General features: G+C 69.5%; 14 protein-coding genes. 3 read left to right on the forward strand and 11 right to left on the reverse strand.

Annotated features, from left to right (window positions below; genetic code table 11):
* Positions 1–5 precede the first annotated feature (5 nt).
* Positions 6–3041, forward strand: coding sequence for a TonB-dependent receptor (locus tag SLW55_RS15315; RefSeq protein WP_320745360.1), 3036 nt, complete (start codon positions 6–8; stop codon positions 3039–3041).
* Positions 3042–3680: 639 nt separating this feature from the next.
* Here the strand turns inward: SLW55_RS15315 and SLW55_RS15320 are convergent.
* Positions 3681–4235 carry a lysophospholipid acyltransferase family protein gene (locus tag SLW55_RS15320; RefSeq protein ID WP_320745377.1) on the reverse strand — a complete coding sequence of 185 codons (555 nt, stop codon included), beginning with the start codon at positions 4233–4235 and terminating at the stop codon, positions 3681–3683.
* Positions 4236–4286: 51 nt separating this feature from the next.
* Entirely contained in the window at positions 4287–4718 is a 432-nt protein-coding gene (arfB, locus tag SLW55_RS15325; protein ID WP_017907723.1) for an alternative ribosome rescue aminoacyl-tRNA hydrolase ArfB, read from the reverse strand.
* 164 nt (positions 4719–4882) lie between these two features.
* On the opposite strand from arfB, the gene SLW55_RS15330 reads away from it, so the two are divergent.
* Complete coding sequence (locus SLW55_RS15330; protein ID WP_017915507.1) at positions 4883–5407, forward strand: DUF2059 domain-containing protein; 525 nt, start codon at positions 4883–4885, stop codon at positions 5405–5407.
* A gap of 694 nt (positions 5408–6101) precedes the next feature.
* On the opposite strand, the gene SLW55_RS15335 is transcribed toward SLW55_RS15330, so the two are convergent.
* From SLW55_RS15335 to oleC, 7 genes are all read right to left on the reverse strand, one after another.
* Entirely contained in the window at positions 6102–6887 is a 786-nt protein-coding gene (locus tag SLW55_RS15335; RefSeq protein ID WP_267100685.1) for a pseudouridine synthase, read from the reverse strand.
* A gap of 159 nt (positions 6888–7046) precedes the next feature.
* Positions 7047–7622 (reverse strand): class I SAM-dependent methyltransferase, encoded by a 576-nt coding sequence (locus tag SLW55_RS15340; protein WP_267100687.1) that lies wholly within the window; start codon positions 7620–7622, stop codon positions 7047–7049.
* Between the two features lie 26 nt (positions 7623–7648).
* Positions 7649–9307, reverse strand: coding sequence for a ubiquinone biosynthesis regulatory protein kinase UbiB (gene ubiB / locus SLW55_RS15345; protein ID WP_010340081.1), 1659 nt, complete (start codon positions 9305–9307; stop codon positions 7649–7651).
* Complete coding sequence (locus tag SLW55_RS15350; RefSeq protein ID WP_017907728.1) at positions 9304–9945, reverse strand: SCP2 sterol-binding domain-containing protein; 642 nt, start codon at positions 9943–9945, stop codon at positions 9304–9306. The genes ubiB and SLW55_RS15350 overlap by 4 nt, the downstream gene beginning before the upstream one ends.
* Before the next feature lie 268 nt (positions 9946–10213).
* Positions 10214–10372, reverse strand: coding sequence for a DUF1328 domain-containing protein (locus tag SLW55_RS15355; protein WP_003468167.1), 159 nt, complete (start codon positions 10370–10372; stop codon positions 10214–10216).
* Positions 10373–10435: 63 nt separating this feature from the next.
* Positions 10436–11446 carry a 2-alkyl-3-oxoalkanoate reductase gene (oleD, locus tag SLW55_RS15360; protein WP_267085341.1) on the reverse strand — a complete coding sequence of 337 codons (1011 nt, stop codon included), beginning with the start codon at positions 11444–11446 and terminating at the stop codon, positions 10436–10438.
* A 100-nt stretch (positions 11447–11546) separates the two neighbouring features.
* Positions 11547–13208 (reverse strand): olefin beta-lactone synthetase, encoded by a 1662-nt coding sequence (gene oleC / locus SLW55_RS15365; protein ID WP_267085342.1) that lies wholly within the window; start codon positions 13206–13208, stop codon positions 11547–11549.
* A gap of 145 nt (positions 13209–13353) precedes the next feature.
* Between oleC and SLW55_RS15370 the strand changes: the two genes are divergently transcribed.
* Positions 13354–13728 carry a YkgJ family cysteine cluster protein gene (locus SLW55_RS15370; RefSeq protein ID WP_017911452.1) on the forward strand — a complete coding sequence of 125 codons (375 nt, stop codon included), beginning with the start codon at positions 13354–13356 and terminating at the stop codon, positions 13726–13728.
* A gap of 193 nt (positions 13729–13921) precedes the next feature.
* Here the strand turns inward: SLW55_RS15370 and SLW55_RS15375 are convergent, their stop codons facing one another.
* Entirely contained in the window at positions 13922–14401 is a 480-nt protein-coding gene (locus SLW55_RS15375; RefSeq protein ID WP_017911453.1) for a hypothetical protein, read from the reverse strand.
* A 259-nt stretch (positions 14402–14660) separates the two neighbouring features.
* Positions 14661–15566 carry an alpha/beta fold hydrolase gene (locus SLW55_RS15380; protein ID WP_267082547.1) on the reverse strand — a complete coding sequence of 302 codons (906 nt, stop codon included), beginning with the start codon at positions 15564–15566 and terminating at the stop codon, positions 14661–14663.
* Positions 15567–15615 lie beyond the last annotated feature (49 nt).

Raw genomic sequence — 15615 nt, forward strand, 5'->3', positions numbered from 1 at the left:
ATCCGATGCGTGCCCTGCTGCTGAGCATGGCCTGTGCGAGCGCCTGTGCGGCGCAGGCGCAACCCGCTGCCGTTGCCGCCACCGGCACGGTGGACGTCCCCGCCGGCCCGCTGCGCGCGGCGCTGGACACCCTGGCGCGGCAATCCGGCGCGCAACTGATCTACCGCGCCGACCAACTGGGCCAGGCCCGCAGCGGCGGCGCGCACGGCCAACTGGACACCGCACAGGCGCTGCAGCAGGTGCTGCGCGGCAGCGGCTTCGTCGCCCAGCGCGACCCCTCCGGCGCGTGGCTGGTGCGGCGCCAGGAGCCGGCCCCGGCCCGCGCGCAGCCGGTCCGTGCCGCCGCGCCTGCGCCGGCCGCGCCGGCCGAGGCGCCGGTGGCGCAACTGGACACCCTGCGCGTGACCGGCTCGCGCATCCCGCGCACGCAGGTGGAAGGCCCCGCGCCGATCAGCGTGATCAGCGCCGAGCAGATCAAGGCCAACGGCTTCACCTCGGTGCCGGACGTGCTGCGCGCGATGACCCAGAACGGCGGCGAGACGCAGAGCCCGCAGTCGGCCAGCGGCGCGGACTTCTCGCCCGGCGCGCAGCAGGTGGACCTGCGCGGGCTCGGCCCCAACCACACCCTGGTGCTGGTCAACGGCCGCCGCATCGCCGACTTCCCGATGCCGTTCAAGGGCCGCAGCAACTTCACCGACATCTCCAACATCCCGCTGGGCATGATCGACCGCATCGAGATCCTGACCGGCAGCGCCTCGGCGATCTACGGCTCGGACGCGATCTCCGGCGTGGTCAACTTCATCCTCAAGAAGCACGCCGACGGCACCACGCTGGACTACCGTTTCGGCGACACCACCCGCGGCGGCGGCGAGAGCTTCAACCTCAGCCTCAGCAGCGGTTGGTCGCGCGGCAATTTCGACGCGGTGTTCGGCGCCGAACTGGTCTCGCAGACGCCGCTGTGGGCCTACGAGCGCAGCCGCCAGGACAGCACCCTGGACGGCCCCACCGCACGCTCGCAGGTGCCGCGCCGCACCTTCCTGCGCACCGACGGCAACGACGACTACCTGGACCCGGGCGCGGACACCTGCGCGGCGGTGTCCGGCCTCAACGGCGGCAGCACCGGCTACGCCACCCGCCCCGGCTACGGCGCGTTCTGCGGCAGCAGTGCCTCGATCGGCTACGGCACCATCACCAACAAGCGCCGCGGCCTCAACGGCTACGCCTCGCTGCGCTACGCCTTCGACAACGGTAGCGAGTGGTTCGCCGACGTGCAGGTGGGCTACCACGAGCTGTCGCTGTTCCGCGACGTGACCCAGTGGGGCTACATGGCCCCGGACGGCAACGAGGAAGGCTATTTCTACAACCAGGCCACCAACCAGGTGGAAGCCTGGGGGCGCCAGTTCAGCCCGGAAGAAATGGGCGGCCTCAACGCCGGCACCATCCGCACCCGGCAGAAGACCTTCAGCGTCACCACCGGTTTCAAGGGCCACCTGGGCGCGGACTGGGACTACGAGACCAGCCTCAGCCACTCGCAGTACCAGGCCACGATCAGCTGGCCGCAGATCGTCGCCGCGCGCGCCAACGCGCTGTTCCTCGGCCCGCAGCTGGGCGTGGACGAAGACTCGGGGCTGCCGATCTTCAACGCCGACCCGCAGCGCCTGTACACGCCGCTGAGCCGCGCCGAGTACGACAGCATCGCCCAGCGCACGGTGTATCAGCCGCGCTCGCGCACCGACACCCTCGCCTTCACCGCCACCAACACCGCGCTGTTCTCGCTGCCCGGCGGCGATGCCGGCATGGCGGCGACCGCCGAATTCGGCAACCAGGCCTACAACCTGCGCCCGGATCCGCTGGCCACGCAGTACTACTACTACAGTTGGAAGGACTCCGACGGCCACGGCAGCCGCAACCGCTGGGCGTTGGCCAGCGAGCTGCGCCTGCCGGTGCTGTCGACGGTGTCACTGAGCCTGGCCGGGCGCTACGACCAGTACCGCTTCGCCGGGCGCTCGCTGGGCAAGTTCACCTACAGCGGCGGGCTGGAGTGGCGGCCGGTGGACACGCTGCTGGTGCGCGCCTCCTACGGCACCGCGTTCCGCGCCCCCGACCTGCACTACGTGTATGCCGGCCCCGGCAACGACGAGACCACCGGCGTGGACTACTACCGCTGCGCCAGCGAGGAACCGGGCGTGGCGATCCAGGACTGCAGCTACAACGAGGAGGCGGTGATCCGCGGCCGCAGCGGCAACCGCGCGCTGAACCCGGAGAACAGCACCTCGTGGACCGCCGGCCTGGTGTGGTCGCCGATGGCCGACCTGGACCTGTCGGTGGACTACTTCAACATCGACATGCGCGACCAGGTGCAGGACCTGCGCGTGGACCAGGTTCTGCGCGACGAGGCCGACTGCCGCCTCGGCGTGCTGCAGGCCACCTCCACCACCTGCCAGCAGGCGCTGGCACGGGTCACCCGCAGCGCCGACGGCCGCCTGTACGGGGTCTACGTCAACCCGATCAACATCGCCCGCGAACGCACCAACGGCATCGACCTCAGCGCGCAGTACCGCCTCGACACCGGCATCGGCATCTTCCGCCTGAGCGGCAACTACACCTGGGTGCGCCGCCACGACATCCAGGTGTACGCGGGCGAAGCGATGGTGGACGAGTTCGCGGTCAACAGCGGCTACGACATCCCGCGCACCAAGGCCAGCGCCAGCGTGTCCTGGGAGCGCAACGCCTGGACCGCGACGCTGCACGGCGAACGCCTGGGCCGCCTGCCGACCTCCGATTCCTACGACCAGGTGTACGACCCGGAGAGCGGCGACAGCCCGTGGATCGGCGCCACCTACCGCTACAACGCCTCGCTGCAGTACCGCTTCACCGACCACGCGCAGTTGTCGCTGACGGTGACCAACCTGTTCGACAAGATGCCGCCGCACGACCGCACCTATACGTCGTACCCGTACTACGACGTGTCCTGGTTCGACACCGTGGGCCGCAACGTGTACCTGCAGTACACGCAGAAGTTCGGCGGCAGCGCGCTGTAGCGCCGGGGGTCAAGGCCTGCATGTGGGAGCGGCGTCAGCGGCGACGAGCGAAAGGTCGGCTGACACCGTCCGTCGTCGGGACTGAAGTCCCTCCCACAGTGCAGCCCTCAAGCGATCCTGGCACCGCACTTGTGGGAGCGGCTTCAGCCGCAACGAGGGAAGCCCAAAGCCACCCGGCACCTTCCTGCATCGGACTGAGATCCTCCACACAGTGCAGTCTTCCGGCGATCCTGGAGGCACACTTGTGGGAGCGGCGTCAGCAGCGACGAGCGGAAGGTCGGCTGACACCGTCCGTCGTCGGGACTGAAGTCCCTCCCACAGTGCAGCCCTCAAGCGATCCTGGCACCGCACTTGTGGGAGCGGCTTCAGCCGCGACGAGGGAAGCTCAAAGCCACCAGGCACCTTCCTGCGTCGGACTGAGATCCTCCACACAGTGCAGTCTTCCGGCGATCCTTGGGGCGGCACTTGTGGGAGCGGCTTCAGCCGCGACGAGTGAAGACCAAAGCCACCTGGAACATTGCTGCGTCGGGACTGAAGTCCCTCCCACAACAACATCCGACCCATGCGCTGCTCCTACGGCATCGGTTAGCGCCGTGGGGCAAAACGGCGGATGGCGCCGCCGTCAGCCGCCGCTGCCCGTCACAAGGTATCGCGATGCTTGCCGCGCCACGGCCGGTACCATTCGCGGATCGCGGCGATGTCCGCCTGCATGTCCTCGCCGGTCCACACCACCTCGCCGAGGCCGACGGTGCGGCTGGGGTAGTCGAAGTACACCGGGAAAATCGGCACCTGCGCGCCGTGGGCGATCTTCCAGAACCCGGTCTTCCACTTCTCCACGCGCTTGCGCGTGCCCTCGGGGGTGATCACGTACCACATGCGTTCGGCGCCGCGGATCAGCGCCACCGCCTGTTCGACCACGCCGCGCGGCGAGTTGCGGTCCAGCGGGATGCCGCCGAGCCTGCGCAGCAGCGGTCCCAGCGGCCACCAGAACAACTGGGTCTTGCCCAGCACGCGCACCTCGAAGCCGACCGCGAACTTGACCGCGAAGCCCAGGAACCCGTCCCAGTTGGACGAATGCGGGGCCACGATCATCACCAGCTTGGGCACGTTGGGGAACTCGCCCACGACCCGCCAGCCGGTCAGCCGCAAGGCGGTGCGGCCGAGCCAGCGCATGAAGCGGTTGGGCCTGACCATCGGCATGTTCGGGGGCGCTGCGGGCAGGCGGTAATCGCGTTCGGTCAAAAGTCACTCCCAGCGGCCGGGCGAGCGGCCGCGTTTGATCTGGCTGCGCTCGCGCTTGGCGTCCAGGCGTCGCAGCTTGGCGCCGTGCGAGGGTTTGGTGGCGATGCGCCGCTTCGGCACCGACAGCCCGGCGGCGATGAACTCGGCCAGGCGCTGGCGCGCATCGTCGCGGTTGCGGTCCTGGGTACGGAAGCGCTGCGCATCGATCACCAGCACGCCGTCGGCAGTGATGCGGCGGTCGCGCCGCGCCAACAAGCGCGCACGCAGTGGCTCCGGCAGCGACGGTGAACCGGCCAGGTCGAAGCGCAACTCGACCGCGGTGGCGACCTTGTTGACGTTCTGCCCGCCGGCGCCGCTGGCGCGCACGAAGCGCTCGACGATTTCGTCCTCCGGAATCGTCAGGCTGCTCGAGATGTGGATGGCCCCGTTACCCATGGCGCGGATTGTAGGGTATTCGCCGGACCGCCCGGTTTCCGCGTCGGCACCGCCTGAACGAGCCAGGGAGCGGACGCCGGCCGGTCGCACGTCCCCACGCGCGGCGGCGGCGGCACGGCGATTGCCGTATTCTGGCCGCCGGTCATCGTTCTGCAGGATGCTCCATGCCCCCGATTCCGCGCTTCTTCCGTTGGCCGCAGCGCCTGCTGCTGGCCTTGCTGCTGGCCCTGGCCGCCCTCCCGGCGCTGGCCGAACCGCCCACCGATGCCGACGTCAATCGCCTGCTGTCGGCCTCGCGCGCGCAGAACATGCTCGACACCATGCTGCCGCAGATCGAGGCGATGCAGCGCCAGCAGTTCGCCCAGCTCACCGCGCAGCACCCGCTCGACGCCGCGCAGCAGCAGAAGCTGCAGCAGATCCAGGAGCGTACCCAGGCCACCGTGCGCAAGGCGCTGTCGTGGCAGGAGATGCGTCCGCTCTACGTCAACCTGTACAAGCAGACCTTCTCCAAGCAGGACGTGCTGGCGATGGCCGAGTTCTACGAGAGCCCGGCCGGCCAGAGCCTGCTCGACAAGACCCCGCAGCTGATGCAGAACCTGATGGGCGCGATCCAGCAGAAGATGACCCCGCTGTTCGCCGACCTGCAGAAGGACCTGGAACAGACGGTCAACGCGCCGCCGGCCAAGTGACACAGCGCTGGCCCTGCGCGTCGCAGGAGCGGCTTCGGCCGCGACCGGGCTTACCTAGGAAGCCTGATCGCGGCTGAAGCCGCTCCTGCACTTCGTTGGCCAGCGAGGTAGCGAATGGTTCGCGCGGATCGTCCACCTATAACCGATCGATCAGGCGCGCCCGCATTCCCTGGACGGGCAACAGGGCATTTCAGTTGTCGATCAGAACATAGGCGACAGTTTCCCGATCCCCCCATGCGGAACAGTCCCCTGTCCCGTGCACGGTCACCGGCTTGCCTTGTGCGACGGCGCTCAGGATCAACGCGTACTGCGCTCTGCCGGAGTTGGTCGACAATGACAATGACCACGGCGTGCTCGAGCATGCAGGTGGATTTGTATGCGGCCCATCCAACGTGAAGAAGACGACATCCTGCGTGTGAGCTATTACCTGGATCACTTTTCCAGCGCCATCGTCTGCCCACGCAGAAAATGACAACGCGGAAAACATTGAAGCGAGAAGTGTCGAACGAACGCGGTTCCGCATGTATCCCCCTTAGAATCAACGAAATTCAGTCTCGTACACTAGATAGAAATCACGTCCATCGCCATCCTGCCGAGAAAGGACGGCGCTGCCTTCGGGAGCACGGCCAGGCCTGAGCGGCTCCGCACGCCGCGGCTGAAGCTCCCTCAATGCGTGCGCGGCGTGTGTCGGCGATTATTCCGCCACACCCCGTCCCACATCCACCTGCCAAGGCGCCGCATCCCACCCGAACAACCCGAACGCCCGCACGAACTCCGCATCCAGCGGCGCCGTCACCGTGATCCGATGGCCGTCCGGATGCGGAAACGCCAAACGTTCGGCGTGCAGCAGCATGCGGTGCACGCCCTGCATGCGGAAGATGCGATTGTGGCGGCCGTCGCCATGGCTGGTGTCGCCGATCAGGTGATGCGAGAGGTGCTTGAGGTGGCGGCGGATCTGCCGGAAGCGCCCGGTCACCGGGCTGCAGCGCAGCAGCGCATAGCGCGAGGTGGCGAACTCGCCCGACGGTACCTGCAGTTCGCCGCAGGCCAGGCGCGCGAAGCGGGTCTGCGCCGGTTTCTTCAGCGGCTTGCCAGGGCCGCCGTCGAGGTCGTGGTCGACCTCGAAGCGGTCTTCGGCCGGCCAGCCGCGGCAGATCGCCAGGTAATTCTTGTCCACTTCGCCCCCCATCAGCGCCTTGCCCAGCGCACTGGCGGTGTCGCGGTCGAAGGCCAGCAGCAGGCAGCCGCTGGTGGCGCGGTCGAGCCGGTGCACCAGGAAGATCGGCCGGCCCAACTGCGCACGCAGGCGATCGGCAAGGAAATCGTCCTCGCCGCGGGCGAGCTTGCTGTCGTGGACCATCAGCCCGGCGGGCTTGTCGACCACGGCGAGCAGCGGGTCCTGGTAGAGGATCTGCAAAGGGGCTTCGGCGGTATTCACCTGCGGATTATCCGTGCCGCATCGGCGCGCCACAATGCGCATCGTCTGGCCGCGTCCAGACGCGCGATGCGTCGGCACGATCCGGCACGGAGACACCCGCATTGCGTTGGATGCGCGACCGGGATGCCGCGCCTGGATGGCGTGTCGCTGTGGCGCGACGGTCCACCGCTACCTGGGAAGACGCGACTTTCGACGCCGACGCTACGCGTCCTTGACCGCCAACAACTCGCCATTGCCGACGGGCAACGTGGTGCAGGTGAACGCGGCATCGGCCTGCAACAGCGCGGCGAAGGGCGCCATCTCCGTCGCGTGCGACAGCGCGTTGTCCACGACCAGCAGGCCGCCCGGCCGCAACACGCGACGCAGCTGCGGCCACCAGTGGCAATACAGCGTGCGCTCGGCGTCCAGGAACACCAGGTCGAACGTGGCCGACACCGCGTCGGTCAGCCAGACGCCGGCATCCGTGAGGATCAGATCGACGCAGCCCTCCACGCCGGCGTTGGCGAAGTTGCGCTGCGCCAGCGCGATCTTGTGCGCGGCATATTCCAGCGTGGTCACGCCGCCACCCAACGCCGCCGCGGCCTCGGCCAGCCACAGGGTGGAATAGCCGTTGGACGTGCCGATCTCCAGCACCCGCCGCGCAGCCGTGGCGCGCACCAGCACCGCCAGCAGTTCGCCGGTCTCCGGGGTGATATTGAGCAGGCGCTGCGCGCGCTCGGGCTGGCCTGCATCGTGACGCGGACCTTCCTCACCGAGTTCGGCGCGCACCGCGTGCAGCCGCGCGCGATCCAGCGCCGCCACGCTCAGCGCCGCCACCACGCCGACAGCAAGGCCGCGGTGCCGGCACCGCCGCTGATCCAGGCCCACAGCGACACCCCGCCCAGCTGCGGCCCGCCCGCGTCGAGCGCGTACAGCAGCGTGGCCACGGTGAGCAGGCCGACGCCGGCGATCGCCGCCACCACCCGCCGCTGCATGCGCCGCACCAGCAGGTTGAGTTCGAACAGGTCGCGCGAGCGCATCGACAGTTCGTGCCGGCCCTCGACCTGCTGGCGCAGCCAGCCGTGGATCAGCCGCGGCATGTCCGGCGCGTGGGTCATGATCTCCGGCAGGCGCTTGCGCAGTTCGTGCAGCGCGCGCTGCGGGCTGTAGCGCTCGATGAGGATGCGTTCGAGCACCGGCCGCGCCACCGCCCAGATGTCCAGTTCCGGATCGAGCTGGCGGCCGACGCCTTCGATGTTGAGCAGGGTCTTCTGCAGCAGGATCAGTTGCGGCTGCAGGGTCAGCTGGTAGCGCTGGGCCACGCGGAACAGCTTGATCAGTACCTCGGCCAGCGAGATCTGCGACAGCGGCCGGGTGAAGTACGGCTCGCACACCGAGCGCGCCGCCGCCTCCAGCTCGTCGATGCGCACGTTGGCCGGCATCCAGCCCGCCTCCACGTGCAGCTCGGCCATGCGCCGGTAATCCTTGTTGAAGATGGCCATGAAGTTCTCGGCGAGGTAGTACTGATCTTCCTGCGAGAGCTGGCCCATGATGCCGAAGTCCAGCGCGATGAAGCGCGGGTTGTCGCGGCGCGCCGGGTCGCTGTCGACCCAGATGTTGCCGGCGTGCGCATCGGCATGGAAGAAGTTGTCGCGGAACACCTGGGTGTAGAACACCCGCACGCCCTTGGCCGCCAGCGCGCGGCGGTCGATGCCGGCGGCGTCCAGCGAGGCGATGTCGTCGGAGGGGATGCCGCGCACCCGCTCCAGGGTCAGCGCGCGCTCGGCGGTGTGGGTCCAGATCACCTCCGGCACGTAGAGGTCGTCCGAGTGCAGCCAGAAACGGCGCAACACGCTGGCGTTGGCGCCCTCGCGCTGCAGGTCCAGCTCCGCGGCCAGGGTGGTCTCGATCTCGGCCACCACCTCGCGCGGGCGGATCTTGTCGGCGCGCGGATGGGTGCGCTCGACCAGCGCGGCGGCCGATTTCAGCAAGGCGATGTCGGCGTCGATCTGCCGCTCGATGTCCGGGCGCAGCACCTTGACCACCACTTCGCGGCCGTCGTGCAGCGTCGCCGCGTGCACCTGCGCGATCGAGGCCGAGGCCAGCGGTTCGGTATCGAAGCTGGCGAAGGCCACCGCGATCGGCCGCCCCAGCGCCTGCTCGACGATGCGCCGCGCGGCCTCGCCGTCGAACGGGCGCACCCGGTCCTGCAGCAGGGTCAGTTCCTCGGCCACGTCCGGCGGCATCAGGTCGCGGCGGGTGGAGAGGATCTGCCCGAACTTGACGAAGATCGGCCCCAGGTCCTGCAGCGCCAGGCGCAGCCGGGCGCCGCGCGACTGCGCGGCGATGTCCGGGCTGGCGCGCGGCACGAACGGCTTGGCCAGGCGCAACCAACGCTCGGCCGGGGTGCCGTCGAGCAGGTCGTCCAAGCGATAGCGCAGGATCACCCGACCGATGCGGCTGGCGCGGAACATCGCCTTCATGCGCCGCGCTCCGGCTGCAGCCGCGCCACACGCGCGGCCAGGCGTTCGATGTCGTCGCGCAGCACGTCGACGTCGTCGTAGAAGGCCTCCAGCTCGGCGCGCGCGACCACGTCGCGCGACTCCTCGGTGACATATTCGGCCGCGCTCTGCGCCAGATCCTGCGCACTGCGCCGGGCCTGCTGCAGCGCCGAGCGCGCGGTGTTGGCCACCTGCACGCCGAGCACCTCGCCGAACACCTGCACGAACGGCCGCTGCCAGTCCGGGTCGAAGCGCGTCGCCAACTGCTGCAGGCGCCGCGCCAGTTCGGCATCGCCGGAGACCCGCACCCGCCCGCCGGGGCCGCCGGGGCGCCGCGCCTGCGCCAGGAATGGCAACTGCGCGAGCAGGCCGCCGAGGGTGCTGCGCACCGCCAGCTCCGGCTCCTGCGCCGGATCCACCGGGCCGACCCGCAGCTGGGTGCCGTCGACACGGATCTGCAGCGCCAGCGCCGGCGCCTCCAGGGTCAGCGCCACGCGCTGGCCGTCGAGGTCGCGTAGGGCCTCGCCGGTTTCCGGGTCCAGCGCCAGCGCGCGATTGAGCGCCGCTTCCAGCGCGCGGCCGGCCAGGGGCTTGAGAGCATCGAGGGGGGATCCAGACATCCCCGCATTCTAGCGGCAGACACGTCGCCAGGCCGTGCGCAGGGCGAGACAGATGTCCCGCCCATGCCATCGCCAACCGCTACTGCGCCTGCGCGCCGCCCAAGTGCTTGCTCAGGAACGTCCGAACTGCGCCTAGCCTGCGCGCCGCCGCGCTTCGCTACGCGGCTACTCCGGTGGAGCCGGTACACCGCAGCGTCTACCCCAGAAACGACTTGCCCGCGACGCAGGGCGCCGCGGGCAAGTATCGACGTTGGATTGTCGCGGCGGACTACACCTTGCCGCGGCGGAACATCGAGATCACCGCCAGGATCAGGAACACCACGAACAGGATCCAGGCGATGTTGGTCGCCGCGCCGGCGATGCCGCTGAAACCGAGCACGGCGGCGATGATGGCGATCACGAAGAAGATGATGGCGTAATGCAGCATGGCAATGTCCAGAAGGTTGTCGTGCCGAATCGGCGCGGCATCATCTTCGGAAACGCGTGGTCGTCAGCGGGTGACGGACGCGTCGTGGCGCCATGACGACGCCAGCCGCTGCAGGCCCTGCTCGATCGACACGTGCGGCACGTAGCCGAAGTCGCGCCGCGCCGGCTCCATGCTGTACCAGTGCGGGGTGCACAGCTGCTCGGCCAGGAACCGCGTCAGCGGCGGCTCGCCGCGCAGGCGAAGCAGCGGCCACAGGGTTTCGCAGGCAGCGCCGATGCGGTACGCGGCCTTGAACGAGAGCGTCTTGGTCACCGCCGGTGCGCCGACGGCGGCCAGCAGCTTGTTGAGCAGTTCGCGCATCGGCAACGGTTCGCCGTTGGAGATGAAGTAGGCCTTGCCGGCGCAGGGCGCGCCCACCGCCAGGTGCTCGAAGGCGTCGAAGTGCGCCTGTGCGGCGTTGTCGATGTAGGTGGAATCGACCTTGTTGTCGCCGCTGCCGACCAGACGCACGCGCCCGGCCTGCGCCCGCGCGACCAGCTTGGGCAGGATCTGGTTGTCGCCCGGCCCCCAGATCAGCCGCGGGCGCAGCGCGACCACCGCCAGCTGCGCGTCGTTGGCCGCGAGCGCCATGCGCTCGGCGATCGCCTTGGTCGCCGCGTACGGCGCCTGGAAATCCTCGCCGTAGGGCACTTGGTCCGCGCCCAGGCCTTCGACCGGATGGGTGGCGCGGTGGGTCACGCTCGGTGTGGAGGTGTAGACCAAGCGCGACACGCCGTGCATGCGGCAGGCCGCCAGCACGTTCTCGGTGCCGACCACGTTGGGCTGGTAGTAGCTGTCGTAGCTGCCCCAGGCGCCGGCCTTGGCGGCGTTGTGGAACACCGCATCGGCGCCGGCCAGCGCATGCTGCAGCGCCTGCGCGTCGACCAGATCGCCCCGCACCTGGGCCACGCCCAAGGCCTGCAGTTCCGGGTAGTGCCCGCGGTTGTAGCTGACCACCTGGTGCCCGCGCGCCACCAACCCGCGGCACAGCGCCTGGCCCAGGAATCCACCGCCACCGGTCACCACGATCTTCATCGCCACACTCCATGATCAGGGTGACCATTCTGGGGCCGGCCATGCGCCGCGCCAACGGTGTCCTGCTGCGCAGCCGCGCCGGTGCACATGCTGCGCGCGCTCATTTGCGCTGTTCCGCGGCCCACAGCGCCAGCTTCTCGCGGCCGATCTTGGCGTTGTGGCGGATGTCCACCGGAAAGCCCGGGTGGCTCAGGAAATCGACGATGCCGGCCGTGTGCGCATGCGCGGCAGCGGTATCGCGCAGTCGCTGCTGCAGCGCCTGCAGTTCAGGGCCGCTCGAGAGCATGGCGCCCACTTCCAGCTCGTAGCACAGCACCGGGCGATGCTGCCCCGGCGCGCCGATGCCGACCAGGGCGGTGCGGCCGATGCCCGGCAGCGCGTTGAAGATCGGCTCCACCTGTTCGGTGTACAGCGGCCCCTGCGCGGTTTCCACGCGCTGGGTCTTGCGCCCGCAGAACCACAGCCGGCCCTGCGCGTCGAAATAGCCGACGTCGCCCATGCGGTGCACGACGCGCTCGCTGCCGTCGTCCAGGCGTTCGCGGATCTTGGCCAGGCGCGTGGCCGCATCGCGGTTGAAATAGGTGTCGGTGGCGGTCGGCCCGGCCACGGTGATCTCGCCGACGGTGCCGTTGGGGATTTCGCGCACGCCGCTCCACTCGGGAATCGCGGCGTCGTCGATGGCGATGATGCGCACCTGGTTGGGCGGCACCACCGTGCCGACGCAGGTGCCGGCACCGCGCTCGGTCGCCGCACGCGTGTCCTGCAGCTCGCGGCCCTCGATCACCGCCACCGGCAGGCACTCGGTGGCGCCGTAGGGCGTCCAGAACTGACCGTCCTCCGGCAGCAGGCTGCGGATCCGCGCCACCACGTCCGGCGGCACCGGCGCGCCGGCCGAGGTGGCGCAGCGCACGTTGGTCAACGGCTTGCCGTAGTCGGCCAGCACCCGCATCAGCGCCGGCGAGCCGAACAGCTGGGTCACGCCGAAGCGCTGCATCGCATCGTGCAGCTTGCGCGGATCGACCTTGGCCGGACGCGTCGGGTCCATGTCCGGGATCACCGAGGTCAGCCCCAGCGCCGGGTCGAACAGCGCGAACGGCGGGAAAGTCGGCAGATCGATCCCGCCAGGCTGCATGTCGAAGGCATTGCGCATCAGCTCGATCTGGCCGACGAAATGCCGGTGCCGGTAGACCACGCCCTTGGGCACGCCGGTGGAGCCGCTGGTGAACAGGATCGCGGCGACGTCGTCCGCGGCCGTGTCTGCGAGCTGGCTGCCGGCGCCCTGGCCGGCGCGCTCGATCCGCGCCAGCGTGGTGCCGCCCCAGGCCCAGCGCCGGCCGACGGTGACGATCCGTTTCGCCGAGCGCGCCCAGCCGAGCAGGCGCCGCGCCAGTTGCGCCAAGGGGATGCCGATGAAGGCCTCCGGCTGCGCCTCGTCCAGGCACTGCTTGAGCGCGCGCCGGTCGATGCCCGGATCGACCAGCACCGGCACCGCGCCGGCCTTGAACAGCGCGAACATGAGCAGGAAGAACTCCGGCGACGGCCGCACCATCACCACCGTGCGGGTGCCGCGGCCGATGCCGTAGGCGCCCAGGCCGGCGGCGATGGCATCGCTGCGCGCATCCAGCTGCGCATAGCTCAGGGTCACGTCGTAGGCCGCCATGCCGCCGGGGCCGGGCCGGCCGGGGCAGCGCATGGCGATCTGGTCCGGGCGCTCGCGCGCCAGCCGCGGCAGCGTCGCCGCGATGTTGCAGGTCGTGGTCATACGCCGATTATCGCCGATGCGCCCGGCCGCAGCCGACACCCCGGCCGCGGCCGCCGCGGCTGAATGCCGGCGTGCTTGCAGCGCGCCGCGGTTCGGTCAGAATGCCGCGCCCCCCACGCTGTTCGCCGCGCAAGGCCCGGCCGCCATGTCCCATCCCTGCCTCACCTGCGGCGCCTGCTGCGCCTACTTCCGCGTCAGTTTCCACTGGAGCGAAGCCGATCCCGCGCTGGGCGGCAGGGTCCCGTTCGAGCTGACCGAACCGCTGCGCACCCATGAGCGGGTGATGCGCGGCACCTCGCAGGCGCAGCCGCGCTGCATCGCCCTGGACGCGGACATCGGCCGCTACAGTCGCTGCAGCATCCACGAGCGGCGTCCGTCGGTGTGCGCCGCGGTGCCGGCCTCGCTGGAATTCGGCGAACGCAGCGCGCAGTGCGACAAGTCGCGGCTGGCGCACGGCCTGCCGCTGCTGACCCTGGCCGACTGGGACGGCGTAGTCGAACGCAATCTGCCGGACGCCTGAGCGGCGGCGCCGCCAGCATGGCAGGGAGGCCGTAGCATCTGCCCTTGTCGCCGCGGGACCAGGCGCGATCCGCGGTCCCGGCAACGCCCGGTCCCGGCAACGCCCGGTCGCGGCTGTAGCCGCGCCTACGCAAACTCCTGCAAACGCCCATCCTGGCGGTACCCGAAGAGCGGCGGACGCGCGCCGCATCGGCTCAGCGGTGCTTCCACGCCGTCGGCACCGGATTGGTCACGGTGTTCTTTTCCAGGGTGTAGGTGCCGTTCTGCTGGGCGATGGCCTCGCCGGTGTCGACGATCGCGTTCTGGATGAAGACGTTCCTGTCCTCGCCACGGATGAAGGTCAGCTGGTGGAAGGCGGTCTTGTTGCCCCAGTCCTCCGACGGCAGCGAGATGAAGCGGATCGTGTAGGTCTGGTCCTCGAAGCTGCCCTGCAGCACGTACACGCCATAGTGGTTCTCGCCCTGCGAGATGATCTTGTACATGCCGTTGCTGTAGTAGTAAATCTCCGCATCGGGGAACGGCTTCTTGTCGTACAGCTTACGGTAGTGCAGCACCTGCTTCCAGGTGGGCTGGCCGAATCCGACCGTCAGCGTCTTGCCGTCCGCGGACGTGGTCAGGTCTTCCGCATGCGCACCAGGCACGCTCATCGCCGTCAACAGCATCGCCATCGCCATCGCTTTCACTCTCTGTCTCCTGTCCGATTGCGTGCAGCGTCCGCTTCCGCGCGACGCGCACGTCAGCGGGGACTGTACCCAGCCAACAATGTTGCATCACGGCAATCGGTAGCAGTTTGCGCGCGCCCGTGTAGACGATCCACGGCGCAACGCCGGCGGCGGCATCACGGCGCAACCGGCGGCAATCCCCCTTCCTGCATGTGCAGTGCGCCGATACGGCGCGCCGCAGGAAGACGCCGGATCTGGCCGGCGTGCGTGCTCAGGACAGCGGATGTGCGTCCAGAAACCGGCGGATCGCCGGCACCAGCACCTCGTGCTTGTCTTCCAGCACGTAGTGGTTGGCATCCTCGAAGGCCATCACCTCGGCCTGCGGTAACGCGCGGCGGAAGCCTTCCAGGAAATGATGGTCGAAGCAGATGTCGCGCAGGCCCCAGCCGATGAAGGCCGGGCGATCGGCGAACGACGGCAATGCCTGCTCGGCCCGCGCCAGCAGCGACCAGGCCTTGTCGGCCGGCGACAGCGGAATGTCCTGCATGAAACGGATCGTGGAAATGCGGTTGGCCCAATTGTCGTACGGCGCCACGTAGGCGCGGCGCACATCGGCGGGCATGCGCCGCGACACGCCCAGCCACGACGCGCCCGAAGAGAATGCATTGAACGTGCGGATGAACCACTCGCCCGGGCGCCAGTGCCGGCCCATCGCGATCTGCCACGGCATCGGCTTGGCCGCCGGCAGCGGGAACGCCGCGGTATTGGTGATGACCAGGCGCCGCACCTGCGCATGGTGCGACAGCGCCCAGCCGAAACCGATCATGCCGCCCCAGTCGTGCACCGCCAGCGTCACCGGCCCGTCGATGCGCAGATGCCGCAGCAACGCATCCAGGTCGTCCACGCGCGACTGCAGGGTGTACTCGTAGCCCGGCCGCGCGCCCGGCGCATCGTCCGGCTTGTCCGACAGGCCCATGCCGATGTGGTCGGGCACGATGCAGCGGTAGCGGTCCGACAGCCCGCTCACCAGCGTGCGCCACAGATAGCTCCACGACGGATTTCCGTGCAGCATCACCACCACCTCGCCGTCGCGCGGGCCTTCGTCGAGATAGGACATGTGCAGCCCCGGGCGGACCTGGAAGCGCTGCGGGGTGAAGGGATAGCCGGGGTAGTTCATGCGGGGCGCTTCTCGGATGGAGACAGTGGAATGTTGCATCGCTCGCGAC

It is taken from the genome of Xanthomonas sp. LF06-19 (assembly GCF_034105425.1).
GTDB classification, from domain to species: domain Bacteria; phylum Pseudomonadota; class Gammaproteobacteria; order Xanthomonadales; family Xanthomonadaceae; genus Xanthomonas_A; species Xanthomonas_A sontii.